Origin of the sequence: Pseudomonas entomophila, from assembly GCF_023277925.1 — a bacterium.
In the GTDB taxonomy this organism is placed as follows: domain Bacteria; phylum Pseudomonadota; class Gammaproteobacteria; order Pseudomonadales; family Pseudomonadaceae; genus Aquipseudomonas; species Aquipseudomonas entomophila_D.
In genome coordinates, this window is the sequence record NZ_CP063832.1 from 627,079 (window position 1) to 652,025 (window position 24,947).

Annotated in this window: 23 protein-coding genes and 4 tRNA genes; 16 read left to right on the forward strand and 11 right to left on the reverse strand. The window is 62.1% G+C overall.

Features of this window, described 5'->3' with window-relative positions; translation table 11 throughout:
- Positions 1 to 79: 79 nt before the first annotated feature.
- From IM733_RS02770 to folD, 8 genes are all read right to left on the reverse strand, one after another.
- On the reverse strand, positions 80 to 571 hold the full coding sequence (locus IM733_RS02770; RefSeq protein ID WP_248919435.1) for an Lrp/AsnC family transcriptional regulator: 492 nt from the start codon (positions 569 to 571) through the stop codon (positions 80 to 82).
- Positions 572 to 584: 13 nt separating this feature from the next.
- Entirely contained in the window at positions 585 to 1,403 is an 819-nt protein-coding gene (locus tag IM733_RS02775) for an ABC transporter ATP-binding protein (RefSeq protein ID WP_248919436.1), read from the reverse strand.
- A gap of 4 nt (positions 1,404 to 1,407) precedes the next feature.
- Positions 1,408 to 2,121 (reverse strand): histidine ABC transporter permease HisM, encoded by a 714-nt coding sequence (gene hisM / locus IM733_RS02780; protein WP_248919437.1) that lies wholly within the window; start codon positions 2,119 to 2,121, stop codon positions 1,408 to 1,410.
- A complete protein-coding gene (locus IM733_RS02785; protein WP_248919438.1) occupies positions 2,118 to 2,825 on the reverse strand; it encodes an ABC transporter permease in 708 nt (235 codons plus the stop codon). Before IM733_RS02785 ends, hisM begins: the two co-directional genes overlap by 4 nt.
- A 70-nt stretch (positions 2,826 to 2,895) precedes the next feature.
- Positions 2,896 to 3,678, reverse strand: coding sequence for an ABC transporter substrate-binding protein (locus IM733_RS02790; RefSeq protein WP_432760390.1), 783 nt, complete (start codon positions 3,676 to 3,678; stop codon positions 2,896 to 2,898).
- A 302-nt stretch (positions 3,679 to 3,980) separates the two neighbouring features.
- On the reverse strand, positions 3,981 to 5,027 hold the full coding sequence (locus IM733_RS02795) for an ornithine cyclodeaminase (RefSeq protein ID WP_248919440.1): 1,047 nt from the start codon (positions 5,025 to 5,027) through the stop codon (positions 3,981 to 3,983).
- Positions 5,028 to 5,046: 19 nt separating this feature from the next.
- Positions 5,047 to 5,964: a citrulline utilization hydrolase CtlX gene (ctlX, locus tag IM733_RS02800; protein WP_248919441.1), complete on the reverse strand. Its 918-nt coding sequence runs from the start codon at positions 5,962 to 5,964 to the stop codon at positions 5,047 to 5,049.
- A gap of 282 nt (positions 5,965 to 6,246) precedes the next feature.
- Entirely contained in the window at positions 6,247 to 7,101 is an 855-nt protein-coding gene (gene folD / locus IM733_RS02805; RefSeq protein ID WP_011533109.1) for a bifunctional methylenetetrahydrofolate dehydrogenase/methenyltetrahydrofolate cyclohydrolase FolD, read from the reverse strand.
- A gap of 252 nt (positions 7,102 to 7,353) precedes the next feature.
- Between folD and IM733_RS02810 the strand changes: the two genes are divergently transcribed.
- From IM733_RS02810 to IM733_RS02870, 13 genes are all read left to right on the forward strand, one after another.
- Positions 7,354 to 7,430, forward strand: a tRNA-Arg gene (locus tag IM733_RS02810).
- A 35-nt stretch (positions 7,431 to 7,465) separates the two neighbouring features.
- A tRNA-His gene (locus tag IM733_RS02815) sits at positions 7,466 to 7,541 on the forward strand.
- Positions 7,542 to 7,597: 56 nt separating this feature from the next.
- A tRNA-Leu gene (locus IM733_RS02820) sits at positions 7,598 to 7,682 on the forward strand.
- A gap of 36 nt (positions 7,683 to 7,718) precedes the next feature.
- Positions 7,719 to 7,794: transfer RNA gene (locus IM733_RS02825), tRNA-His, on the forward strand.
- A 311-nt stretch (positions 7,795 to 8,105) separates the two neighbouring features.
- Positions 8,106 to 8,885, forward strand: a complete 780-nt coding sequence (locus tag IM733_RS02830; protein ID WP_240064990.1) for a class I SAM-dependent methyltransferase — start codon at positions 8,106 to 8,108, stop codon at positions 8,883 to 8,885.
- A gap of 134 nt (positions 8,886 to 9,019) precedes the next feature.
- Positions 9,020 to 9,319: a DUF6388 family protein gene (locus tag IM733_RS02835; protein ID WP_248919442.1), complete on the forward strand. Its 300-nt coding sequence runs from the start codon at positions 9,020 to 9,022 to the stop codon at positions 9,317 to 9,319.
- 351 nt (positions 9,320 to 9,670) lie between these two features.
- On the forward strand, positions 9,671 to 10,984 hold the full coding sequence (tig, locus tag IM733_RS02840; RefSeq protein ID WP_248919443.1) for a trigger factor: 1,314 nt from the start codon (positions 9,671 to 9,673) through the stop codon (positions 10,982 to 10,984).
- Positions 10,985 to 11,074: 90 nt separating this feature from the next.
- The gene (gene clpP, locus IM733_RS02845; RefSeq protein ID WP_011533114.1) at positions 11,075 to 11,716 is read left to right on the forward strand and encodes an ATP-dependent Clp endopeptidase proteolytic subunit ClpP; all 642 of its coding nucleotides are present in this window, start codon (positions 11,075 to 11,077) and stop codon (positions 11,714 to 11,716) included.
- 108 nt (positions 11,717 to 11,824) lie between these two features.
- Positions 11,825 to 13,108, forward strand: coding sequence for an ATP-dependent Clp protease ATP-binding subunit ClpX (gene clpX, locus IM733_RS02850; protein WP_044487893.1), 1,284 nt, complete (start codon positions 11,825 to 11,827; stop codon positions 13,106 to 13,108).
- Positions 13,109 to 13,263: 155 nt separating this feature from the next.
- Entirely contained in the window at positions 13,264 to 15,660 is a 2,397-nt protein-coding gene (lon, locus tag IM733_RS02855; RefSeq protein ID WP_248919444.1) for an endopeptidase La, read from the forward strand.
- 152 nt (positions 15,661 to 15,812) lie between these two features.
- The gene (gene hupB / locus IM733_RS02860; RefSeq protein ID WP_011533117.1) at positions 15,813 to 16,085 is read left to right on the forward strand and encodes a nucleoid-associated protein HU-beta; all 273 of its coding nucleotides are present in this window, start codon (positions 15,813 to 15,815) and stop codon (positions 16,083 to 16,085) included.
- A gap of 179 nt (positions 16,086 to 16,264) precedes the next feature.
- Positions 16,265 to 18,124 carry a SurA N-terminal domain-containing protein gene (locus tag IM733_RS02865; RefSeq protein ID WP_248919445.1) on the forward strand — a complete coding sequence of 620 codons (1,860 nt, stop codon included), beginning with the start codon at positions 16,265 to 16,267 and terminating at the stop codon, positions 18,122 to 18,124.
- A gap of 146 nt (positions 18,125 to 18,270) precedes the next feature.
- On the forward strand, positions 18,271 to 19,374 hold the full coding sequence (locus tag IM733_RS02870) for an IS110 family transposase (protein ID WP_248917269.1): 1,104 nt from the start codon (positions 18,271 to 18,273) through the stop codon (positions 19,372 to 19,374).
- A 362-nt stretch (positions 19,375 to 19,736) separates the two neighbouring features.
- On the opposite strand, the gene IM733_RS02875 is transcribed toward IM733_RS02870, so the two are convergent.
- On the reverse strand, positions 19,737 to 20,777 hold the full coding sequence (locus tag IM733_RS02875; protein WP_248919446.1) for a patatin-like phospholipase family protein: 1,041 nt from the start codon (positions 20,775 to 20,777) through the stop codon (positions 19,737 to 19,739).
- A gap of 157 nt (positions 20,778 to 20,934) precedes the next feature.
- Here IM733_RS02875 and IM733_RS02880 point away from each other — a divergent pair, with 157 nt between their 5' ends.
- The 3 genes from IM733_RS02880 to IM733_RS02890 all read left to right on the forward strand — a co-directional run bounded on the left by IM733_RS02880 (position 20,935) and on the right by IM733_RS02890 (position 22,866).
- On the forward strand, positions 20,935 to 21,213 hold the full coding sequence (locus tag IM733_RS02880) for a hypothetical protein (RefSeq protein WP_046854892.1): 279 nt from the start codon (positions 20,935 to 20,937) through the stop codon (positions 21,211 to 21,213).
- Positions 21,214 to 21,228: 15 nt separating this feature from the next.
- Entirely contained in the window at positions 21,229 to 21,987 is a 759-nt protein-coding gene (locus tag IM733_RS02885) for a CHAD domain-containing protein (RefSeq protein WP_248919447.1), read from the forward strand.
- 81 nt (positions 21,988 to 22,068) lie between these two features.
- Positions 22,069 to 22,866 carry an acyl-CoA thioesterase gene (locus IM733_RS02890; RefSeq protein WP_248919448.1) on the forward strand — a complete coding sequence of 266 codons (798 nt, stop codon included), beginning with the start codon at positions 22,069 to 22,071 and terminating at the stop codon, positions 22,864 to 22,866.
- Positions 22,867 to 23,001: 135 nt separating this feature from the next.
- Here IM733_RS02890 and IM733_RS02895 read toward each other — a convergent pair whose 3' ends face one another.
- Both IM733_RS02895 and IM733_RS02900 read right to left on the reverse strand, forming a co-directional pair.
- On the reverse strand, positions 23,002 to 23,370 hold the full coding sequence (locus IM733_RS02895) for an Mpo1-like protein (protein ID WP_248919449.1): 369 nt from the start codon (positions 23,368 to 23,370) through the stop codon (positions 23,002 to 23,004).
- Positions 23,371 to 23,458: 88 nt separating this feature from the next.
- Entirely contained in the window at positions 23,459 to 24,937 is a 1,479-nt protein-coding gene (locus tag IM733_RS02900; RefSeq protein WP_248919450.1) for a methyl-accepting chemotaxis protein, read from the reverse strand.
- Between the last annotated feature and the right edge of the window lie 10 nt (positions 24,938 to 24,947).

A 24,947-nucleotide genomic window follows, 5' to 3' on the forward strand; every position in this document is an offset into this window, starting at 1 on the left:
CGAAAAGAGCAGCGAGCGTAGCGGCACCCGCGCGCCCGCCCGGGCTACATGGATAGCACCCAGCGGGCGGCGTGGTGGTTCAGGCCAGGGGCGCCATGCTTTTGACCGCCGCCAGCTCCGGATGGGCGACCAGCTTGTCGATGTGCAACTCGTCGTTGTTCATCCAGGTCTCGGTCAGTACCCGGTAATGCTCCATGTCGCGGCAGCGCATGCGCAGGCTGTAGTCGAAATGGCCGCTGATCAGTTGGCATTCGTACACCTGCGGGCAAGCCCGCACGGTGGCTTCGAAGGCCTTCTGCGCGGAGCGCCCGCTCTGGTTGGACAGCGCCACCAGCACCAGCAACGACAGGCCGGGCGAGACCTGTTGCAGGTCGATGATCGCCCCATAGCCGCGGATAACGCCGCGTCGTTCCAGCTTGCGCACCCGCTCCAGGCAAGGCCTGGGCGTCAGGTGCACGAGGGTGGAGAGTTTTTCATAGGTGATCCTTCCTTGGTGGCGCAGCACGTCGATGATGGCTTCATCGATGCGATCCAGCGATGCGGCGGCGGGGCTAGTGGCCTTGGTATCCATATGCGGCGTGACTTCACTTGAGGCGGTTGGAGAGGAACTGCCGCAGGCGCTCGCTCTGGGGCCGGTCGAGGATCTCGGCGCTGCCGTGCTCTTCGACCAGGCCCTGGTGCAGGAACAGCACCTGGCTCGACACCTGGCGGGCGAACCCCATTTCATGGGTGACCATGAGCATGGTACGTCCTTCCTCGGCGAGCGTCTGTATCACCTTTAGCACTTCGCCGACCAGCTCTGGGTCGAGGGCCGAGGTGGGTTCGTCGAAGAGGATGATCTCCGGCTCCATGGCCAGCGCCCGGGCAATGGCCACGCGTTGTTGCTGGCCACCGGAGAGGAACGCCGGGTACTGCTCGGCGGCGCGCGCCGGTAGGCCGACTTTGTCCAGGTACTTGCGGGCACGCGCCTCGGCTTCGCTGGCACTGACGCCCAGTACCTTGCGCGGCGCCAGGCAGATGTTCTCCAGCACCGTGAGGTGGCTCCACAGGTTGAAGTGCTGGAACACCATCGCCAGGCGCGTGCGCAGGTTCTGCAACTGGGCCGGTGGCGGGGTGCGGGTACCGGGATGGATCTCCAATGTCTGGCCATCGAGGGTAATGCTGCCGGCGTCGGGCTGCTCGAGGAAGTTGATGCAGCGCAGGAAGGTGCTCTTGCCCGAGCCGCTGGCGCCGATCAGGCTGATCACGTCGCCCTTGCGCGCCTGCAGCGAGACGCCCTTGAGCACCTGGTGCTCGCCGTAGTGCTTGTGCAGGCCCTCGACGCTGAGCTTGATGGCGCCGGCATGGGGGTGCGCTGCTGGGGCCTGTTCGAAGGTGGTGAGTGGCAGTGCGGTAGCAGTCATGAAATCAGCCTCGGGCAGGGACAAGGAAGCGCATCCAGCGGCGCTCGGCCAGCCGGAACAGGCCGACCAGGGCGAAGGACAGCAGCATGTACAGCAGGGCGGCCACACCAAAGGCCTGGAAGGTCAGGAAGGTCGCGGCATTGGCGTCGCGGGCCACCTTGAGGATGTCCGCGACGGTGGCGGTGAAGGCCAGCGAGGTAGCATGCAGCATCAGGATCAGTTCGTTGCTGTAGGCCGGTAGCGAGCGGCGCAGGGCGGCGGGCAGCACCAGGAACAGGTTGAGCTTCCAGCCCCTCAGGCCATAAGCCTGGGCTGCCTCCAGCTCACCGGCCGGCAGGTTGCGGATGGCCCCGGCGAAGATCTCCACGGTGTAGGCGCAGGTGTTGAGCACGAACGCCAGCAACGTGCAGTTGAGCGCGTTACGGAAGAACTGGTCGAGCAGGGCATGCTCGCGCACCACCTGAAGGCTATAGAGGCCGGTGTAGCAGATCAGCAACTGGATATAGAGCGGCGTGCCGCGGAACACGAACGTATACAGCTGCACAGGCAAGCGCAGCCAGGCGTTGCGCGATGCCCGGGCCAGGGCCAGGGGCAGCGAGAGGGCCAGGCCCAGGACCATGCTGGCGACGAACAGCCAGAGGGTCATGGCCAGCCCCGACAGGCCGTTGCCATCGCTGTACAGGTAGGCCAGGCCGTATTCCTGAAGGAGTTCGATCATCGCGCCAGCTCCTTGATGCCGATGTTGTAGCGCCGCTCAAGGTGCTTGAACAGGCGGTTGGAGAGGGTGGTGATGAGCAGGTAGACCAGCCCCGCCAGGCTCAGGAAGAACAGCACGTCGTTGGTGGTCTTGCCAGCGTTCTGCGCGGCCTTGACCAAGTCGGCCAGGCCGATGATCGAGACCAGTGCGGTGGACTTGAGCAGCACCAGCCAGTTGTTGCCCAGCCCCGGCAGGGCGAAGCGCATCAATTGCGGGAACAACACCAGGCGAAAGCGCTGGGCACGGCTCAGGCCATAGGCGGTGGCCGCCTCCAGCTGGCCGGCCGGCACGCTGAGGATGGCGCCACGGAAGTTCTCGGTGAAGTAGGCGCCATAGATGAAGCCGAGGGTGATCACGCCGGCGCCGAATGGGTCGATCTCCACATAGTCCCAGCCCAGCGCCTCGGTCAGGTCGTTGAGCCAGATCTGCATGCTGTAGAAGATCAGCAGGATCAGTACCAGGTCGGGAACGCTGCGGATCAGCGTGGTGTAGAGGGTGGCCGGTACGCGCAGCAGGGGGGAGCGGGACAGCTTGGCGCTGGCGCCGAGCAGGCCGAGCAACAGGCTCAAGGCCAGCGACAACAAGGCCAGCTTGATCGTCATCCAGGTGCCTTGGGCCAGCAGCGGGCCGAAGCCTTGCAGGCCGCTTGAGAGGAAATCGTGCATGGGCGGAATCTCGCGGGGAGGCTATCGCGGGGCAAGCCCGCTCCCACAGGGAGGCGGGCAGCCTGCCGGGTCACTCGTTGTAGATGTCCAGGTCGCCGACATACTTCTTCTGGATCTCGGCGTAGGTGCCATCGGCATGGATCATGGCGATACCCTTGTCGAGCAGGGCCTTGAGCTCCGGGTCGGTCTTGCGCAGGCCCATGGCGATATCCAGCGGCAGGGTCGGGTCCTTGATCGCCGGGCCGCTCTTGAAGTCGGCGCCTTCAGGCTTGGAGAGGAAGTTGAGCTGGGCCTCGAGCTTGTCGGTGACGGTGGCGTCGAGGCGCCCGTTCATCAGGTCGGCGTAGTTCTGGTCCTGGGCCTGGTAGGCCTTGACCTGCGCGCCCAGCGGCGCCAGCACGGCGCGGGCGTAGGCTTCCTGCAGCGAGCCCTGCAGCACGCCGACCTGCTTGCCCTTGAGTGATTCGACCGTGTCGCCGAAATCAGCCGACTTGCGCACGATCACCGAGGTCGGGCTGAGGAACAGTTTGTGGGTGAAGTCGATTTGTTTCAGGCGCGCCGGAGTAACCGCCATCGACGACATGATGGCGTCGAACTTGCGTGCACGCAGGGCGGGGATCATGCCATCGAATTCGTTGTGAACCCAGGTGCATTTGACCTGCAATTTCAAGCAGATGGCGTTGCCCAGTTCGATGTCGAAGCCTTGCAGGCTGCCATCGGCGGCAACGGATTCGAAGGGGGGATATTCGGGGTAGACACCAAAGCGGATCTCGGTCCATTCCTTGGCGTGGGAAACGGTGGTGGCACACAGCGAGAACAGCAGCACGCCGAGGCGTTTTCGCATGGAGAGCATGGTCTTGGGTCCCTGGGTGTTGTTATTGGTAGTAGGGCGATTACCGCGTGTAGGTCCGTCGGTGACTCATGGGTCGGGCTCAGGATGCGCGAGATAGACAGGTTTTTTGTGTCGTTTACTAGCGCACTGGGTGCCGGAATCGGCTGTTAGGCTCCTCGTGGCAGCGGAATCGGCTGTTCCGACAAAGTTTTATGGAAGTGCGACAGCCGATTCCGCGAGTTGAGCGCACCCTGTAGCGGCTTCAGCCGCGATCACCCGTACAGCGGGTGCCAGGCGGCTAAAACAGCACCTACAAAGCGCAATCAGGCTGCGCTGGCCTTGACCCGTGCCGAGGCGGGCTGCAGCAAGGCGAACAGGTCCTTGGGGTTCTCAAGCGCTGGCACCAGTGCGATCTCATGCCCGATATCCATCGCCCGGGCCACATCCAGCACATAACGCAGCGCCGCGTAGTCCTCAAGGGCGAAGCCGACCGAGTCGAACAGCGTGACCTGCCCCGCGCTTTCACGTCCTGCGGCACTCCCTTCGACGACTTCCCAGAATTCGGTGGTTGGCGAGTCGCTTGGCATCTGCTGGATCTCGCCCTCGATACGGCTCTGCGGTTCGTACTCGACGATCACCCGCGCATGCTCGACGATGTCGCGGTGCAGCTCGGTCTTGCCCGGGCAGTCGCCACCGACCGCATTGAGGTGCATGCCTGGCTCGATCATCCCCGGGGTGAGGATGGTGGCGTAGGCCTTGTCGGCGGTCACCGTGGTGACGATGTCGGCGCCGCGCACCGCTTCGGCCACGCTGGCAGCGATGGTCAACTTCAGTTGCGCATAGCCGGCCAGGTTGGCGGCCAGTTTCTCGCTCGCCGCGCGGTCGATGTCGAACAGGCGAATCTCGTCGATGCCCAGCATCGTGTGGAAGGCGATCGCCTGGAATTCGCTTTGCGAGCCGTTGCCGATCAGCGCCATGCGCTTGCTGTCCGGGCGCGCCAGGTAGCGGGCGGCCAAGGCCGAGGTGGCGGCGGTGCGGATCGCGGTGGTCAGGGTCATCTCGCTGAGCAGCACCGGCGTGCCGGTGTCGACATCGCCCAGGGCGCCGAAGGCCATTACCGTGAGCAGGCCATTCTGGGTGTTCTTCGGATGCCCGTTGACGTACTTGAAGGCGTACAGGTTGGCGTCGGACACCGGCATCAGCTCGATCACCCCGTCGGGCGAGTGGTTGGCCAGGCGCGCGCACTTCTCGAAGCCGTGCCAGCGCAGGTAATCCTGGCGAATGTACTCGGCCATCTCTTCCAGGCAGGTGGGCAGGCCCTTGCGGTTGACCAGGTGGGCAAGGTCTTGCACATCGATATAACGGGTCATGATGAGGCTCCTTTTCAAGTCAGTGGCGCGAGGGCAGGTGGACTTCGGCGAGCATGCAGCGCGCACTGCCGCCACCGATGCGTTCGATATGGTCGATATTCACCACCACGGGATGGCTGTGCTGCTCCACCTGGCGGCGTTGCCGCGCATCCAGCGAGCGCCAGGCGCTGCGTGACATCACCAGTAGCGAGCGGCCATCGCGGTCGTGGACTTCGAGCATGTTGCCGGCGAAGTTCTCCAACTGTTCGAAGGTCAACGCCAGGACCTGTTTGCCGGTATCGCGCAGCGATTGTTCGAGAGTGCGGCGTTCCTTGGCGTGGGGCAGGGCGTCGAGGCAGGCAGCGGCCAACTGGCGGCCGACGTTCATCATCACGTTGCTGTGGTAGATCGGGGCGTGCTGACGGTCGACGGCGTGGAACAGGCACAGGCGGTAGTCGAGCTGTTCGGCGAACTGGCGCAGGGCGTGTTCGTGGGTGCGGCCAGAGTGGCAGGCATAGCTGATGCGGTGCTCGCGGTCGAGAACCATGCTGCCGGTGCCTTCGAGAAACAGATTCTGCTGTTCCAGCGAGCTCAGGTCGACGGTGCGCTGGATGGCAAAACGCTCCTCCAGCACGCGCAAGGCACCCTTGTCGCGCTCCAGGCGACGGTTGTGGCCTTCCATCGGGTAGAGCACCAGGCTGCCATCGGCGTGACTGCTCCACCAGTTGTTGGGGAAGATCGAGTCCGGCGTGTGCGGCTCGGGCGTATCCTGCACCACCAGCACCTCGACACCATGCAGGCGCAGGGTTTCGACGTAGCCGTCGAATTCCTCCAGGGCCTTCTCGCTGGCCATCGCTGGGTCCAGTGGCGCTTGCTGGAAACGGTTGTTGAGCGCGGTGTCCGGGTTGAAGGTGAACCGCGCGGGGCGAATCATGAGGACGGTATTTGTTGTTTGCATTGGGCACGCATCCACGGGTGGGCTGTGTGACCATTGTCGGGGGGATCGGTAAAAGATCCCGGCTGAAGCGTGAATGAGTGGCAGCCGGAACCAGCTGAAATAGGGCGGCAGCCAGCCGAATCGGTTGCCCCCTCGTGGGGGCCGGCTTTACCGGCAAACACCGGCGCAGCCGGTACCATGCGCCGTGGCGTTCTTTTCGCCAGCAAGGCTGGTTCCTGCAGGGTGACGTGCAAACAAAAACGGCGCCTGGAAGGGCGCCGTTTCATTTATTGCCGGAGCAACTTACTTATGCAGCTCTTCAGCGGCATACAAGGTGTTCTCCAGCAGGCATGCACGGGTCATCGGGCCCACGCCGCCCGGTACCGGGGTGATCCAGCCCGCGCGGGGCAAGGCGGTCTCGTAGACCACGTCGCCCACCAGCTTGCCGTCTTCCTGGCGGTTGATGCCGACGTCGATGACGATGGCGCCTTCCTTGACCCACTCACCCTTGACCAGGCCTGGCTTGCCGGCGGCGACCACCACCAGGTCGGCACGGCCGACATGGCCGGCCAGGTCCTTGGTGAAGCGGTGGCAGACAGTCACGGTGCAGCCGGCCAGCAGCAGCTCCATGGCCATCGGCCGCCCGACGATGTTCGAGGCGCCGACGATCACTGCGTTCATGCCGTACAGGTCCTGGCCGGTGCTTTCCAGCAGGGTCATGATGCCTTTCGGGGTGCAGGGGCGCAGCAGGGGAATACGCTGGGCCAGGCGACCGATGTTGTACGGGTGGAAACCGTCGACGTCTTTATCCGGGCGGATGCGCTCGAGCAGCAGCGAGGCATCCAGGTGTGCCGGCAGCGGCAACTGCAGCAGGATGCCGTCGACGGCCGGGTCGTCGTTGAGGCGGTCGATCAGGTCGGTCAGGGCTTGCTGCGTGGTATCGCTGGGCAGGTCGAACGCTTGCGAGATGAAGCCGACTTCTTCGCAGTCCTTGCGCTTGTGCGAGACATAGACTTGGGAGGCCGGATCGGTACCGACCAGGATCACCGCCAGGCCTGGTGTGCGCAGGCCCTGCTGGCGGCGCTCGGCGACACGTTGGGCGATCTGCTGGCGCAGGTTGGCGGCGATCGCCTTGCCATCGATAAGGTGTGCAGTCATAGACGCGTGATTAACCATCGAGAAGGGAACATGAAGAAGGCGGCATTCTCTCACGAGACGGCCCGAGGGCAAAGGCGGATGGTCGGGCAAATTCCCTAAGCCCTTCAATAAATTATATTTTTTTGAAAAAAATGTTGACGCCCTGCGGGGCCGTCTATAAGATTCGCCGCACTTGTCGGGCACTGCCTGGCACGGGTTGGCAAGGTCGAGCAGAATAAGCGGTTGGTTTGTTCGGCTTGACTGTAAGCTTAAGCGCCCGTAGCTCAGCTGGATAGAGCATCCGCCTTCTAAGCGGATGGTCGCAGGTTCGAGTCCTGCCGGGTGCGCCATTAAGGCCTGGGCAAGTAAGCAGTACCGCAATATGGTGGGCGTAGCTCAGTTGGTAGAGCGCCGGATTGTGATTCCGGTTGTCGTGGGTTCGATTCCCATCGTCCACCCCAGATTTTGCAGGGGCGCCTCGATTGAATGATCCGGCGCCTTTGTTTTTGAGTTTCATGCGGACGTGGTGAAATTGGTAGACACACTGGATTTAGGTTCCAGCGGCGCAAGCTGTAAGAGTTCGAGTCTCTTCGTCCGCACCATGTTTCTCTAAGGCTGTACCGCAATATTGCACTATGGTGGGCGTAGCTCAGTTGGTAGAGCGCTGGATTGTGATTCCAGTTGTCGTGGGTTCGATTCCCATCGTCCACCCCATATTTCAAAAGGCGCTTCGATTCTTTGATCGGGCGCCTTTTTTGTATTTGTCCCTTATGAACAATGCCGCTAACGCGGCATTTTTCGTTTTTGCGGCGTTGGTCAGGTGGGGCGGATTTCTGGCGCGAGCGTCATTTCGCTGGCGTCGTGCATCTCGCAATTGTGTTGCTGGGGGCGTTGAGCGCAGGCGTCGCAAGGGTTGCGGGTGGCGGGTTGGAACTGGTCGGTTTCTTGCTAGGGGTTGGTCATTGTGCGTGCGTCCGTGGTGTGTCGTCATGGGCGTGGCCATCCTCTGAAAATAAGGAAAGTCCATGAAAGTCTGTAACGCGTATCGGGAAAACATGTATCACCTGCTCGGTGCGGTATTCAATGCGCTGGAAAAGCGCCCGGTAGTGGCCGAGCTGGGTGTTCTGCGTGGGGGGAATGCGATCAAGTTGCACGAGGCACTGGCGCCGGAGCGCATGGTGCTGATCGACAGCTGGAGCAAACTGTCCAATGAGGCTTACAGCCCCTTCGATCAGCTGCCGCCATGGGTTTCTCCGGTGGACGAGTACGAGTACTACTATGGTGGCTCGCTGCATGATGATGCCACCTGGGAGAAGCTCTATCAGGAGTGCCTGAGTAATGTTGCTCATCTGTCCGATGTGACGGTGATTCGCTCCGACACCATCGGTGCCATCGACAAGGTGCGCCAGCAAACGGGTATCGAGCAGTTTGACGTGGTTTACGTCGATGCCAGTCACCAATACGAGTTCGTCCTGCGCGACCTTATGTACTACCAGGAGCTGGTCGGCCCGGATGGCGTGATGATGCTCAACGATTGCTGCCATAGCGTTAACGGCACCAAGCAGAACCTGGGTGTGCTGGAAGCCCTGGGTAGCTTCATGAAGCGTTCTGATTTCATTCCTGTGGCGATGACTAATACCGATTGGTCTGATGTGATCCTGGTGCGCCGTAATTCGGTCATGGTTCAGCTGCTGGACATGGCGCTGGCAAACTCGGACGTGCCTTACGTTGAAATCCCTCATCAGTTGATCACTGCAGCGCGCGTGGTCTACGGTGCGCAGCGTCACAACGTCAGTTTCGTCTGATTCCTGCGCGGGCGTTTCGTCAATCTGGCGCTCTTTGCGTGGGTCGGCAGTGCTTCCTCTGGTGGCGGCAGCCTGAAAGCTGATAGATTTCAGCCGGTTGAAATACCGGCCTGGAGCCGGCAGGGGAAATACCGATGATTGCCAAAGAAGCTCGCCAGGCCCTGGCATTGCAACGTTTTGCCGAAGCCCATCCGCAATTGCTCGAGGAGATCCGCGAGCTGGATGCGCGCGAGCAGGCTCAGCAGGTCGAATGGGCGTTCGAGGATGCGGCGCAGGAGCAGGGTGTCGAGCCCTGGGAGTATGCGCTGCAACTGATCGCCGAGTCGCCGCAGCAGCTGCAGGCCATGCGCCTGGAAACCCATCGAGAGGTGGCCGAGGCGCTGGGGATGGAGTGGGAAGAGTATTGCCAGTTCAATGAAATCGATCCGCAATAGGGTCGTTTTGTTGGGGGAGGGCGGCGCTCGGCCTGAAGCGCGCTGCAAGGTATTCGGCGAGTACATGCCGGCTTCCAGGCAAATGCTCTTGAAATTCCGAAAACAGGCCGCATATCGGCTGGCTGTGGTTTGTTTGACAAGGTTTTACAGTCGCGCGCCCTCCAATGGTCGGTGCGACCCTGATAACGAACGGCTCGACGCCACGCGGGCGGGCCTTTCAATGAATTCGACCGGCGTGGTGTGCCGACCCTCCAGGTGGCGTGACTTCTGCTGTATGAGTCACTAGAATGTTCGCCCTTGATTCTGGAGTCGGGCTATCGCCGGCTAACGTCTGTGCAACGAGGAATATCCATGCAAGTTTCTGTTGAAAACACTTCTGCTCTCGAGCGCCGCATGACCATCGCCGTTCCGGCCGAGCGCGTCGAGAACGAAGTCAACAAGCGTCTGCAGCAGACTGCCAAGCGCGCCAAGGTTGCCGGCTTCCGTCCGGGCAAGGTGCCGATGAGCGTGATCCGCCAGCGTTTCGAAGCCGACGCCCGTCAAGAGGCTTTCGGTGACCTGGTCCAGGCTTCCTTCTACGAAGCCATCGTCGAGCAGAAGCTGAACCCGGCCGGTGCTCCTGCCGTTGAGCCGAAGTCGTTCGAGAAGGGCAAGGACCTGGAGTTCGTCGCCATCTTCGAAGTCTTCCCTGAATTCACCGTTGCCGGTTTCGAGTCGATCGCCGTCGAGCGCCTGAGCGCCGAAGTGGCTGACGCCGACCTGGACAACATGCTGGAAGTCCTGCGCAAGCAGAACACCCGTTTCGAGGCCGTCGAGCGCGCCGCGCAGAACGACGACCAGGTCAACATCGACTTCGTTGGCAAGATCGACGGTGAAGCCTTCGCCGGTGGTTCGGCCAAGGGTACTCAGCTGGTGCTGGGCTCCGGCCGCATGATCCCAGGCTTTGAAGACGGCCTGGTCGGCGCCAAGGCTGGCGAAGAGCGCGTGGTCAACGTGACCTTCCCAGAGGACTACCAGAACCTGGACCTGGCTGGCAAAGCCGCTGAGTTCACCATTACTGTGAACAGCGTTTCCGCTCCTGTGCTGCCTGAGCTGAACGAAGCCTTCTTCGCCCAGTTCGGCATCAAGGAATCTTCGCTGGAAGGTTTCCGCGCCGAAGTTCGCAAGAACATGGAGCGTGAACTGCGCCAGGCCATCAAGGCCAAGGTCAAGAACCAGGTCATGGACGGTCTGCTGGCTGCCAACCCGATCGAAGTCCCGAAAGCCCTGCTGGAAAACGAAGTCAACCGTCTGCGCGTGCAGGCTGTTCAGCAGTTCGGTGGCAACATCAAGCCTGAGCAACTGCCGGCCGAACTGTTCGAAGAGCAAGCCAAGCGCCGTGTCGTGCTGGGCCTGATCGTGGCCGAAGTGGTCAAGCAGTTCGAACTGAAGCCTGATGAAGCCGAAGTTCGCAAGGTGATCGAGGAAATGGCCTCGGCTTATCAAGAGCCTGAGCAGGTCGTTGCCTGGTACTACAAGAACGACCAGCAACTGAACGAAGTCCGTTCGGTTGTACTGGAAGAACAAGTTGTAGATACTGTGCTGCAGAAAGCGACTGTGACCGACAAATCGGTCTCGTACGAAGAAGCTGTCAAGCCAGCACAGGCACCTGCCGCCGCTGAGTGATAAGGCTTCTCTCGTAGGAACCCCACAAGCCAGCCTTCGCGCTGGCTTGTGCGTATTCAAGCCATGACTATTTGGGAGTGAGTGCAGGACATGTCCCGCAATTCTTATATTCAGCAGAGCTCTGACATCCAGGCCGCAGGCGGCCTGGTCCCGATGGTTATCGAGCAGTCCGCCCGTGGCGAACGCGCCTATGACATCTACTCGCGCCTCTTGAAGGAGCGGGTGATCTTCCTGGTTGGCCCCGTAGAAGACTACATGGCCAACCTGGTGGTGGCGCAACTGCTGTTCCTTGAGGCGGAAAACCCGGACAAGGATATCCATCTGTATATCAACTCGCCGGGCGGCTCGGTGACTGCCGGCATGTCGATCTACGACACCATGCAGTTCATCAAGCCGGACGTCTCGACCATCTGCATCGGCCAGGCCTGCAGCATGGGCGCCTTCCTGCTGGCGGCCGGTGCCGCCGGCAAGCGCCACTGCCTGCCCAACTCGCGGGTGATGATTCACCAGCCGCTGGGTGGCTTCCAGGGCCAGGCGACCGACATCGAGATCCACGCCCAGGAAATCCTCAACATCAAGGCGCGCTTGAACGAGCTGCTGGCCCACCATACCGGCCAGTCGCTGGAGACCATCAAGCGCGATACCGAACGTGACAACTTCATGAGCGCTGCGCGCGCGGCCGAGTACGGCCTGATCGACTCGGTCTACGACAAGCGGCAACTGGCATCCTGAAGCAATGCGCCAGAGCGGGCCGGCACGGATTGTGCCCGCCCGCGGACTTGAAAAAGCCAGCGATTGCCTTCATCTTGTGTTTCAAGCCTACCGGATTGGATCGATCGAATGACTGACACCCGTAATGGCGAGGACAACGGCAAATTGCTCTATTGCTCCTTCTGCGGCAAAAGCCAGCACGAAGTACGCAAGTTGATTGCCGGCCCCTCGGTATTTATCTGCGACGAGTGCGTCGACCTGTGCAACGACATCATCCGTGAGGAGGTGCAGGAAGCCCAGGCCGAGAGCAATGCGCATAAATTACCCTCGCCGAAAGAAATCAGCGGCATCCTGGACCAGTACGTCATTGGCCAGGAGCGCGCGAAAAAGGTCCTGGCCGTAGCGGTGTACAACCACTACAAGCGCCTGAACCAGCGTGACAAGAAGGGCGACGAAGTCGAACTTGGCAAAAGCAACATCCTGCTGATCGGGCCGACCGGCTCGGGCAAGACGTTGCTCGCCGAGACGCTCGCGCGCCTGCTGAACGTGCCGTTCACCATTGCCGACGCCACGACACTGACCGAAGCGGGTTATGTGGGCGAGGACGTCGAGAACATCATTCAGAAACTGCTGCAAAAGTGCGACTACGACGTGGAAAAGGCCCAGATGGGCATCGTCTACATCGATGAGATCGACAAGATCTCGCGCAAGTCGGACAACCCGTCCATCACCCGTGACGTCTCGGGCGAGGGCGTGCAGCAGGCACTGCTGAAGCTGATCGAAGGCACCGTCGCTTCCGTACCACCACAAGGTGGCCGCAAGCACCCGCAACAGGAATTCCTGCAGGTCGATACCCGCAACATCCTGTTCATTTGCGGTGGCGCCTTCTCTGGCCTGGAGAAAGTCATCCAGAACCGTTCCACCAAAGGTGGCATCGGTTTCAGTGCTGAAGTGCGTAGCAAGGAAGAAGGCAAGAAGGTTGGCGAGTCGCTGCGTGAAGTCGAGCCGGACGATCTGGTCAAGTTCGGCCTGATCCCCGAGTTCGTCGGTCGCCTGCCTGTACTGGCCACGCTGGACGAGCTGGATGAGGCTGCACTGATGCAGATCCTCACCGAGCCGAAGAACGCGCTGACCAAGCAGTATGCCAAGCTGTTCGAGATGGAAAGCGTCGACCTCGAGTTCCGCAGCGATGCGCTCAAGGCCGTGGCACGCAAGGCTCTGGAGCGCAAGACCGGCGCCCGTGGCCTGCGTTCCATCCTCGAAGGCGTGCTGCTCGACACCATGTACGAAATTCCTTCGCAGAAGGAAGTCAGCAAGGTGGTGATCGACGAAAGCGTCATCGAAGGGACCTCGCAGCCGCTGCTGATCTACGAGAACAGCGAGCCGCAGGCCAAGGCCGCCCCCGACGCCTGATCGGGCAGGGGTGCAGCAACCAGCAAAGGGGCCTTCGGGCCCCTTTCTGCATTTCATGGACACTGCGCTTGTAATTTCCCAAGGCTGCCCCCACATTAGCCCCAAGCACCATTTCCAAAGGTTTCCGGCCACAAGGCCGCTGTAGAGGCGAAATCATGAAGACCACCCTCGACTTGCCTCTTTTGCCATTGCGGGACGTCGTCGTCTATCCGCACATGGTCATCCCGCTGTTCGTGGGGCGTGAGAAGTCCATCGAAGCCCTCGAGGCCGCGATGACGGGCGAAAAGCAGATCCTGCTGCTGGCCCAGAAGAACCCCGCCGACGATGATCCGGGCGAAGACGCCCTGTATCGCGTCGGTACTGTCGCAACCGTGCTGCAATTGCTCAAGCTGCCTGATGGCACCGTCAAGGTGCTGGTCGAAGGCGAGCAGCGTGGCGCGGTCGAGCGCTTCACCGAAGTCGAAGGGCACATCCGTGCCGAAGTCAGCCTGATCGACGAAACCGAGACCGCCGAGCGCGAGTCCGAGGTGTTCGTGCGCACCCTGCTGTCGCAGTTCGAGCAGTACGTGCAGTTGGGCAAGAAAGTCCCGGCCGAAGTGCTGTCCTCGCTCAACAGCATCGAGGAGCCAGGCCGCCTGGTCGACACCATGTCCGCGCATATGGCGTTGAAGATCGAGCAGAAGCAGGAAATCCTCGAGATCGTCGACCTGCAGGCCCGTGTCGAGCACGTGCTGGCATTGCTGGATGCCGAGATCGACCTGTTGCAGGTCGAAAAGCGCATCCGTGGTCGCGTGAAGAAGCAGATGGAGCGCAGCCAGCGCGAGTACTACCTGAATGAGCAGATGAAGGCCATTCAGAAAGAGCTCGGTGACGGCGACGAAGGTCACAACGAAGTTGAAGAGCTGAAAAAGCGTATCGACGCCGCTGGCTTGCCCAAGGACGCCCTGGCCAAGGCTCAGGCCGAGTTGAACAAGCTCAAGCAGATGTCGCCGATGTCGGCTGAAGCCACTGTTGTGCGTTCGTACCTGGACTGGCTGGTGCAAGTTCCATGGAAAGCCCAAAGCAAGGTGCGCCTGGACCTGGCCAAGGCCGAGGAGATCCTCGATTCGGACCATTACGGTCTGGAAGAGGTCAAGGAGCGTATCCTCGAGTACCTCGCCGTACAGAAGCGCGTGAAGAAGATCCGCGGCCCGGTGCTGTGCCTGGTCGGCCCGCCCGGCGTCGGCAAGACCTCGCTGGCTGAGTCGATCGCCGCCGCCACCAACCGCAAGTTCGTGCGCATGGCCCTGGGTGGTGTGCGTGACGAGGCAGAGATCCGTGGCCACCGCCGCACCTACATCGGTTCGATGCCGGGTCGTCTGATTCAGAAGATGACCAAGGTCGGTGTACGCAATCCGCTCTTCCTGCTCGACGAGATAGACAAGATGGGCAGCGACATGCGTGGCGACCCCGCCTCGGCGCTGCTGGAGGTGCTCGACCCCGAGCAGAACCACAACTTCAACGATCACTACCTGGAGGTCGACTACGACCTCTCGGACGTAATGTTCCTGTGCACCTCGAACTCGATGAACATCCCGCCGGCGCTGCTCGACCGCATGGAAGTCATCCGCCTGCCGGGTTACACCGAGGACGAGAAGATCAACATCGCGGTCAAGTACCTGGTGCCCAAGCAGGTCAAGGCCAACGGCCTGAAGAAGGATGAGTTGGAGGTCGATGTCTCGGCCATCCGCGACATCATTCGCTTCTACACCCGCGAAGCCGGCGTGCGTGGCCTTGAGCGGCAAATCGCCAAGGTCTGCCGCAAGGTGGTCAAGGAACACACCGGCAACAAGCAGGTGAAGGTCAAGGTGACGGGCGAGCAGCTCGAACAACTGTTGGGCGTGCGCAAGTTCCGCTACGGCCTGGCTGAGCAGCAGGACCAGATCGGCCAAGTCACGGGCCTGGCCTGGACCCAGGTCGGGGGCGAACTGCTGACGATCGAGGCCGTGGTGATTCCGGGCAAGGGCCAACTGATCAAGACCGGCTCGCTCGGTGACGTCATGGTCGAGTCGATCACCGCCGCGCAGACAGTCGTGCGTAGTCGTGCCCAGAGCCTGGGGATCGCTGCAGACTTCCATGAGAAGCGCGACGTTCATATTCACATGCCGGAAGGGGCCACTCCCAAGGATGGCCCGAGCGCGGGCATCGGCATGTGTACCGCACTGGTGTCGGCATTGACCCAGATTCCTGTGCGTGCCGACGTCGCGATGACCGGTGAGATCACCTTGCGTGGTCAGGTTCTGGCCATTGGTGGGCTCAAGGAAAAACTGCTGGCGGCGCACCGTGGTGGGATCAAGACGGTGATCATTCCTGAGGAAAACGTTCGCGACCTCAAGGAGATTCCGGAAAACATCAAGCAGGATCTTCAGATCAAACCGGTCAAATGGATTGACGAAGTCCTCCAAATTGCGCTGCAATACGCCCCGGAGCCCTTGCCGGATGTGGCTCCGGAGATTGTCGCGAAAGATGAAAAGCGCGACGGCGATGCTAAGGAAAGAATCAGCACGCACTAGTACGTATTTCGCTGGGGGGCTTGGTTGACAGTATTTTCGGGGCCTTGCTATAAAGCGGCACGCCAGTGTCAACAGGCCACTCAGCGCTCGTTTCATTAGCTTTTCATTACATACTTAGAAACAAACTCAATAGAGAAATAAGGGGACTTAGAGTGAACAAGTCGGAACTGATTGACGCTATCGCCGCATCTGCTGACATCCCGAAAGCTGTAGCCGGCCGTGCGCTGGATGCAGTCATCGAATCCGTCACCGGCGCCCTGAAGCAAGGTGACGATGTGGTACTGGTTGGCTTCGGTACCTTCTCGGTCAAGGAGCGCGCCGAGCGTACCGGCCGCAACCCGCAAACCGGCAAGGCGATCAAGATTGCTGCCGCCAAGGTTCCAGGCTTCAAGGCTGGCAAGGGTCTGAAAGACGCTGTCAACTAAGTCGTCTTTCAGCCGGCTCGGGCTTCAACGAGCCGACCGCGTGACGGCGGGTCGCAAACGTTCCCGCTGGCACGCTCGCTTCGAAAAGGCGCATCCACTGGATGCGCCTTTCTTCTATCAGGATTCTACCCACGCTCCGCGGTTGTCGACGCAGTGGTACAGCCGTTTCTGGGGGACGCATGCTGCAGAATATCAGGGACAATTCACAAGGTTGGATTGCCAAGACCATCATTGGCCTCATCGTCGTGCTCATGGCGTTGACCGGCTTCGAAGCCATCTTCCAAGCCGCCACCCATAGCCAGGACGCCGCCAAGGTAAACGGCCAGACCATCAGCCAGAACGAACTGAGCCAGGCCGTCGACATGCAGCGCCGCCAGCTGATGCAACAGCTGGGCAAGGATTTCGACCCTGCGCTGCTGGACGAGAAGATGCTGCGCGAAGCCGCGCTCAAGGGGCTGATCGATCGCAAGCTGCTGCTGCAGGGGGCCGAAGACGCCAAGTTCGCTTTCTCCGAGGCCGCGCTGGATCAACTGATCCTGCAGACGCCTGAATTCCAGGTCGATGGCAAGTTCAGCGCCGATCGTTTCGATTCGGTCATCCGCCAGATGGGCTACGGGCGCATGCAGTTCCGCGAGATGCTGGCCCAGGAAATGCTCATCGGCCAACTGCGCACCGGCCTTGCCGGCAGCAGTTTCGTCACCGACAAGCAGGTCGAGGCCTTCGCTCGCCTGGAGAAGCAGACCCGTGACTTCGCCGCGCTGACCTTCAAGGCCGACCCGGCCGCAGTCAAGGTGAGCGACGAGGAGGTCAAGGCGCACTATGACCAGCACGCCAAGGAGTTTATGACCCCCGACCAGGTGGTCATCGACTACATCGAGCTGAAGAAGTCGGCCTTCTTCGCCCAGGTCAAGGTCAGCGACGATGAGCTCAAGGCGCTGTACGAGAAGGAGATCGCCAACCTTGGCGAGCAGCGCCATGCCGCGCACATCCTGATCGAGGTCAACGACAAGACCACCGATGCCCAGGCCAAGGCCCGCATCGAGGAAATCCAGCAACGTCTGGAAAAGGGTGAGGACTTCGCCAAGCTGGCCAAGGAGTTCTCCCAGGACCCAGGTTCCGCCAATGCAGGCGGCGACCTCGGCTTTGCTGGCCCAGGTGTGTACGACCCGACCTTCGAGGACGCGCTGTACAAGCTGAACAAGGATCAGGTGTCCGCCCCGGTGCGCACCCAGTTCGGCTACCACCTGGTCAAGCTGCTGGGCGTCCAGGCACCTGACGTGCCGAGCTTCGCCAGCCTGAAGGATAAGCTGACCCACGAGCTGAAGACCCAGCAAGTGGAGCAGCGCTTCGTCGAGGCGACCAAGCAACTCGAGGATGCTGCGTTCGAGGCATCCGACCTGGTTCAGCCTGCGCAGGACCTGGGCCTGAAAGTGCAGACCTCCGCGGCGTTCGGCCGTGAAGGTGGCGAAGGTATCACGGCCAACCGTGCGGTGATCCAGGCTGCCTTCAGCGAGCAGGTGCTGGAGGATAGCGCCAACAGCAACGGCATCGAGCTGGACCCGGAGACCGTGGTGGTATTGCGGGTCAAGGAGCACCGCAAGCCTGAACAGTTGCCCCTGGAGGCCGTGGCCAAGAACATCAGCCAGCACTTGGCCAAGGAGAAGGCGACCGCCGAACTCAAGGCCAAGGCCGACAAGCTGATCGCCGGCCTGCGTGATGGCTCGGTCAAGGCCGCGAGCCAGAGCTGGAAGGTCCAGGAAGCGGTGACCCGCGGTCAGGACGGTATCGATCCGGCCGAGCTGCAGGCGGTGTTCCGCATGGCCAAGCCCGAGTCCAAGGACAAGCCCGTGTATGGCAGTGTAGTGCTGGGCGATGGCAGCCTGGTGGTCCTGCAGCTCAAGGGTGTCAACGAAGGCGCTGCCGCCACCGACGAGGAGAAGGGGCAGATTCGCCGCTACCTCGCTTCGCGTGCCGGTTCGCAGGACTTCGCGGCCTACCGCAAGTTGCTGGAAGGCAGTGCCGATATCACGCGCTACTGAGTGGTGCACCGATCACGAAACAGGCCGCTTATGCGGCCTGTTTCGTTTCCGGGGGTTCTGCCTGTAATCGGATGGACTCGCCCCCGCCGAGGCATCACAGTGCCACGGTGGCGTTCTAAAAAGCCAACGGCAGCGAGGGCGAGACCATGAGCAAGCATAGGACGAAGCGCAATTCCCTGTCTTCCAACGATGTAACGCTTTGCCAACATCTGTCAGTCGACCTGGCCAAGCAAGTCTTTCAGGTGGCCGGAGATGACGGTTCCGGGCGCGTCATCTACGAAGATCGAATCAAATCCCGTGAAGCCTTTCATGCGTTCCTGACCAGGCTGCCACCCACTGTGACGGTCCTGATGGAAAGTGGCCCCGGCGCTCAAGCATGGGGGCGTTTGCTACAGGCGCAGGGAACGCCAGTCCGCATCCTGCCCGCGCAGCGAGTGGCGGAGCACCGCAGTGGTGCCAAGAACGATCGTAACGACGCCCATGCCATCTTGCGCGCAGGCCGGGATACCAGCATTGCTGCGGTGCCGATCAAGAGCACTGCCGCTTTGGCGATTCAAGCCTTACACCGCGCCCGCAGAGGCTATGTCAGGCGCCACACCGCGCTAGGCAACCAGATCCGCGGCCTGTTACTGGAACAGGGCGTCGCCCTGGCGCAAGGCGATTTAGCCGTCAGCCACGGTGTACCGCGCATTCTTGAAGATACGACTCAACCATTGCCAGATCTGCTGCGTGAATTGCTCGATGAACTGCTCGCCGAATGGCGCTATCTGAGTGAGCGTATCGCCATCCTGACAGGACGGCTCGAAACAGCGGCGCAGGCCGACAAGGTCGCATGCCGCCTGATGACGATACGCGGTGTCGGCCCGATCATCGCCACAGCGATGCTGGCCAAGCAGCCTGAACCTTCGCGTTTCCCCAATGCTCGACAGTTTGCCGCTTACTTTGGCCTGGTGCCCGACCAGCACAGCAGTGGAAAGAAGGTCAGGCTAGGCAAGATGAGCAAGCGAGGTGACGGCTACCTGCGCAGCATGATGATCCAGGGTGCGCACGCGGTTCTTAGCCATTTGAAGCCTGATTCCGATCAGCCAGACGATCGCCGCCTCTTGCGATGGTTAACTCGACTTGGTCGCAAGGAGGCGGCGATCAGACTGGCTAATCGAAATCTGCGCATCATCTGGGTGCTGCTACAAGGTGAGCAGGTCTACCAACGCCAACCGAACGATCGTCAGGAGCCCGCCATGAGCCACTGACTTACAGTGTTACGCCACCGGGGTGCCGAGCGCCCCAGCCCCTGCTAGTGAACATCGACCCTAGGTAAGACCGTCGCGGATTAATGCCTACGCTCCTACCGGCCCAAGAGGCCTAAATGTAATGGGCATGCTGCGAGCTCACCCCGATGTTGGCCAGAAGCACCAAGCTTCCTCGAATAGGCCTGATACATAGATGCAACCGGGTAACCTTGTTCGAAAAGCAGGTAGACAATGTAGGCGAGTCCATACATAGGAGCGGCTTTAGCCGCGATGCGGTTGACGCGGTACCTGGCATCGGCTGCGCCGGTGTTCGCGGCTGAAGCCGCTCCTACAGGTATCTGAGCATCGGGCAGGGCCCCGGGCTAGCGGCGCTGCCCTTCATGGGCGTCCAGCGTGTCCCGCGCAATTTCCCGTCCCAGGGCAATCAACTCCGGCGCCTTGTAGAACTCGAAGAACCGGCAGACCCGCTTGGGCACATTGATCAGCACATCGGGTGGATAGCCCGCGATCTTGTACTGCGCCAACGACGTCTGCATCACCTCGAAACTCTGGTTGATCAGGTCGAGCAGGGAGGCCGGGCCGACGTTGTCGATGATGAAAGAACCCGTGGCCGATTTCGGGGCGCCTTCGCTTTCCGGCGCCGCTGCTGGTTGCTGGCCTTCGGGTTCGGCACTCTCACCCAGCCAAGGATTGGGGGGGGCCAGGCTCTCCACGGTGATCTCCTGCTCGATGCGTATCAATTGCTCGGCCGGCTTGCGGCGAAAAGGCAGGCGTGAGCCGAGCGAACTGATCAGTGAGTCAAAACGCATCTTGAACGCCGCCGGGCGCTCGATCACAGGTAGCTGGTATTGTTTCTGGTTGGTGGCGTTGAGGTTGACCGCGATGATCAGGTCACAGTGGCTGGACACCACCGGCACGATCGGCAGCGGGTTGAGAATGCCGCCGTCGACCAGCATCCGATTGCCCTGCACCACAGGGGTGAACAGGCTGGGGATCGCCGCCGAGGCGCGCATGGCCTGATGCAGGCAACCTTCCTGGAACCAGATTTCCTGTTGATTGGTCAGGTCAGTGGCCACCGCAGTGTAGGGAATGCGCAATTGTTCGATGTTGATCTCACCGACGATCTTGCGAATCTGCCCGAACACCTTGTCGCCCCTTATGGCTCCCAGGCGAAAGCTCACATCGACCAGGCGCAGCACGTCGAGGTAGTCCAGGCTTTCGATCCAGTTACGGTACTCGTCCAGCTTCCCGGCGGCATAGATGCCGCCGATCACGGCGCCCATCGAGCAGCCGGCGATACAGCCGATCTCGTAACCACGTCGCTCGATTTCCTCGATCACGCCGATGTGCGCGTACCCCCGGGCGCCGCCCGAACCGAGTACCAGTGCCACGCGTTTGCTCATGATTTTCCCCCCAGGCTTGTGCCACCATGGTCCAACAATGCACCCATTGCCGCCTGTGCTTCAATGTAGCCCGCGCTGGACTACGCTGAGCAGGGCACTTTTCGTTTGCTTTGCCGTCGAACGGCCAGTTATGTCATACAGCCTTGAGGTATCACCGATGAAAGCTTGGATCACCCTTCCTCTGATTGCCCTGGCCCTGGCGGGTTGCGCGGGCAAGACGGCCTACCGCGACAGCTGCGCGACACAGCTCGATGCCGCCTGGAAGGAGTTGGACCTGGCCAAGGCCGAAGGCTTCGCGGGCACCGTCAGTTACTCCAAGGCACTGTCGTTGCTGACCGGGGCCAAGACCCAGCAACAGTTCGAAGGCTTCGAGGGCTGCACCCGCAAGGCTGAGAAGGCGCGGTTCTATATTCGTGAGTCTCGCGCCGGACGTTGACCCGAGGAGGGCGCCATGCTCGACCATGTGGTTTGCCAGGTACTTGCCCTCAACATACGCCTGCTGGCCTGCCGCGAGCGCTTGGCCGCGGATACCGACAGCGAGGCGCTGCACGACCTGCGCATAGCGCTGCGCCGTCTGCGCAGCTTGCTGCGGCCCTTGCGCGAACTTCCGGGTGTCGAGCAACTGGATGGCGCCACGGCGTCGCTGGGTACGCTTACGACGCCGCTACGTGATCGCGAGGTACTGGCGGCGCAACTGATCGAGCATGGCCACCTGCAAGCGGGGCAGCTTCGCCTGGAGGGCAGGGCGGGTACCTTCGCCAGTGTCGCGGCAAGCCCTCAACTGGCACGGGTGTTGGCAATCCTGGATGCCTTTCCACAGTTTCTCCGGGCGGCGGACCGCGAGGGGTTGGCGAAAGATCTCCGGCGCCGTATCGACAAGCGCCTGGAAAAGCAGTGGCGCACGCTTGGCAAGGCGTTGGAAGACCCGGCCCACGATCGCCATCGCCTGCGCCTGCTGATCAAGCGGGTGCGCTACGGCGACGAAGCCTACCCGCAACTCGAGCATGCCCGCAGGCCACTGCAGCGGTTGCTCAAGCGCGCGCAGGGTGACCTGGGCGACTGGCATGACCGTGTGCAGTGGTTGTTGCAGGTTCGCGAACATAGCGACCTGGCCGGCTGCAAGGTGGCCTGGGAGCGCGAGCTGCATGCGGCCGAGCGCCGCTCCGACACCATCCTCGAAGCGCTGCGCGAAGCTCTAGCGCGCCGATAGTCGCTGCAAATGACCGATATGCGGGCTGTCGTCGAAGCGACCGCTGGTTAAGATCGAGACTTTTGCGCAGGAGCCTGGGGCATGAACTTCACTGATTTGATAGCGGCGGCGCGCGCGCACCCCGAGGCGGTCAGCGTGCCGGCCAGCTGGGCACAGGGGCGGGCGGTGTTCGGTGGACTGATGGCGGCGATGGTGCATGAGGCGATGCGCCAGAAGCTGGTGGATGATCGCCCGGTGCGCTCGCTGGCCATCACCTTCGTCGGCCCCGCGGCAGCGGATGTGCCGATCAGCCTCGAAGTCGAAGTGTTGCGTGAGGGCAAGGCGGTCAGCACGCTGCTGGGGCGCGCGGTGCAGGGTGGCCAGGTGGTGACCTTGGTGCAGGGCAGCTTCGGTGCCGGGCGGCCGTCGGGGGTCGCGGTTGAAGCGCTGCCGGCCATGGCAATCCAGCCTCTGGAGCAATCGGCGCCTGAGCTGCCCTATATCAAGGGTGTGACCCCCGAGTTCATGCGCCATGTGGCGTTGCGCTGGGCGATTGGCGGCCTGCCGTTCAGTGGCAACGCTTCGCGGCACATGGGGGGCTGGGTGCGTTTGCGTGATGTGGCCGAGGGGCCGGTGGAGGTGGCGCATCTACTGGCGCTGGTCGATGCCTGGCCGCCAAGCCTGATGCCGTTCCTCAAGCAACCTGCTGCCGGCAGCACCCTGACCTGGACCATCGAGTTCATACAGCCCATGCCCAGCCTGTCGACCCTGGACTGGTGCCGCTACGTCGTCGAAACCGAGCATGCGCGCGATGGCTATGGGCATGCCGCGGCGGCGTTGTGGACGGCGAAAGGGGAGTTGCTGGCGTTGAGTCGGCAGACGGTGACAGTGTTCGCTTGAATGATGCGACCACCCAGCCTTTTGGGCTGGGCTGCCGCGCCCTCTGTATGGCACCCGCTTTGCGGGTGATCGCGGCTCAAGCCGCTCCTACAGGCCTCGTGGCAACGGGCAGGTAATCCACGCGCCCCGGGTGCTTTAATGCCGATGCTTGTGCCGTTCGCGCCACGCACGCCACCAGGCGCCGCTGAGGACGAACCGCGGGAAGGTGATGAACTGTTCGGTCAGCAGCCGTTGCACGGCGTCCTTGCGGTTGGCGAAGGGCTCGGGTTGTTCGGCCTCCAGGCGGTGTCCCTGGCGTTGCAGGCCGAGGCCGGCAATCAGGGCAATGACGCCAACGGCAATCTGCGACAGCTCCAGTCCGAACAGCCCCGACAGCACCAGCAGCGCCCCCAGGATGAACAGCGGCACGGCGATCAGGTGCAGGACCAGGTTGGTCGGGTGGCGGTGATTGTGGTGGTAGCCACGCCATTGCCAGGCGGGCAGATTGGGCAGTCGTTTGCTCATGGACAGGTTCCTCGCACGGATGTCCAAAGCTTAGTGCGGCCCCCGGGTGGGGGCCAATCGAGGCTGGCTATGGTGGCTATAGCATGGCCTAGAGCTTGAGCTGGCCGATCGCCTTGTTCAGCTCGCCGGCCAGGGTAGCCAGTTCGCTGCTGGTGGTGGCCGAGCCCACGGTCTGCTGCACGGTCTCTTCGGTGACATCGCGGATACTCACCACCGCACGGTTCATCTCTTCGGCCACCTGGCTCTGCTGCTCGGCCGCCACGGCGATCTGGGTATTGCTCTCGCGCATCTGCGCCACCGCGCTGGTGATCTCGGCCAGGGCCTCCCCAGCCTCGCGGGCCTGCTTGACGCAATCGTCGGCCTTGTACGAGCTCTCCTGCATGAAATCCACCGCGTCACGGGTGCCGGCCTGCAGGTCGGCGACCATGGTGGTGATCTCGTCGGTGGAGGTCTGCACGCGCTTGGCCAGGTTGCGTACTTCGTCGGCGACCACGGCGAACCCACGGCCCAGGTCACCGGCCCGGGCCGCCTCGATGGCTGCGTTGAGGGCGAGCAGGTTGGTCTGTTCGGCGATGCTGTGGATCACGCCGACCACGCCGTTGATTTTCTGGCTGTCGTCGGCCAGCTGACGAATCATCTCGGCGGTCTGCTGCACGCCGCTGGACAGGCCGGCGATCGAGTCCTGCACGCGGCTGACCACGGCCTGGCCGCTACCGGCGAGGGTGTCGGCGGTCTGCGACAGGTCGCGAGTGGCGCCGGCGTGCTGAGCGATGTGGTGCACGGTGGCGGTCATTTCGTTGATCGCCGTGGCGGCCTGGTCGGTCTCGCTTTGCTGGCCGATCATGCCGTGGCGCACCTCGCTCATGCTGCCGGCCAGGCGTGCGGCACCCGAGTCGAGCTGGGCAGCGGTGCGCGCCACGGTGCTGACCACGCGGTGGTAGGTGGCCTGCATGGCGTTGAAGGCCCCCGCCATCTGGCCAACTTCGTCGCCGCAGGCCAGCGGAACGCGGGCCGAGAGATCGCCGGTTTTTTCGACGTGGAGCATTACATCCTTCAGCGTGTTGAGCTGGCTGAGCAGGAAGCGGATCAGCAACTGCGAGGCGCACAGCATGGCCAGCATCAGGATCAGCACGCAGACGGCGTAGTTGCTGAAACGATCGAAATAGACTTGGCGCAGGCTAGGGGATTGGGCGAGGACGGCCAGGTGCTGGTCGCCCTGGCGAATCACTTGGGCGCCGAACAGAGGGTTGTCGCCGAGGATCCAGGCGGCGGGTAGGGTGACCCAGCCTTGGGCATCGCGCAGGGCTTCCAGTGGCTCGCCGGCGAAGGTGGGGGTCTGGCCGGTGCGCCAGGCGATTAGGTTGCCTTGGGCGGGCAGGGGCTGCCCGGCTGGCCAGGCGGCCAGCAACTGCGCCTGGCTCTGCACCTGGGCCTCGACGCCGTTGGCGCGGGCCTGTTGCTCCAGGTACACGGCGTAGAGCACGAGCATCAGGGTGGTGACGAACGCCACCGCGTTGACGGCCCAGAACTTGTACTTCAGGGAAATATTGCTAAGCCAGGCACCCATGGTAGGTCTT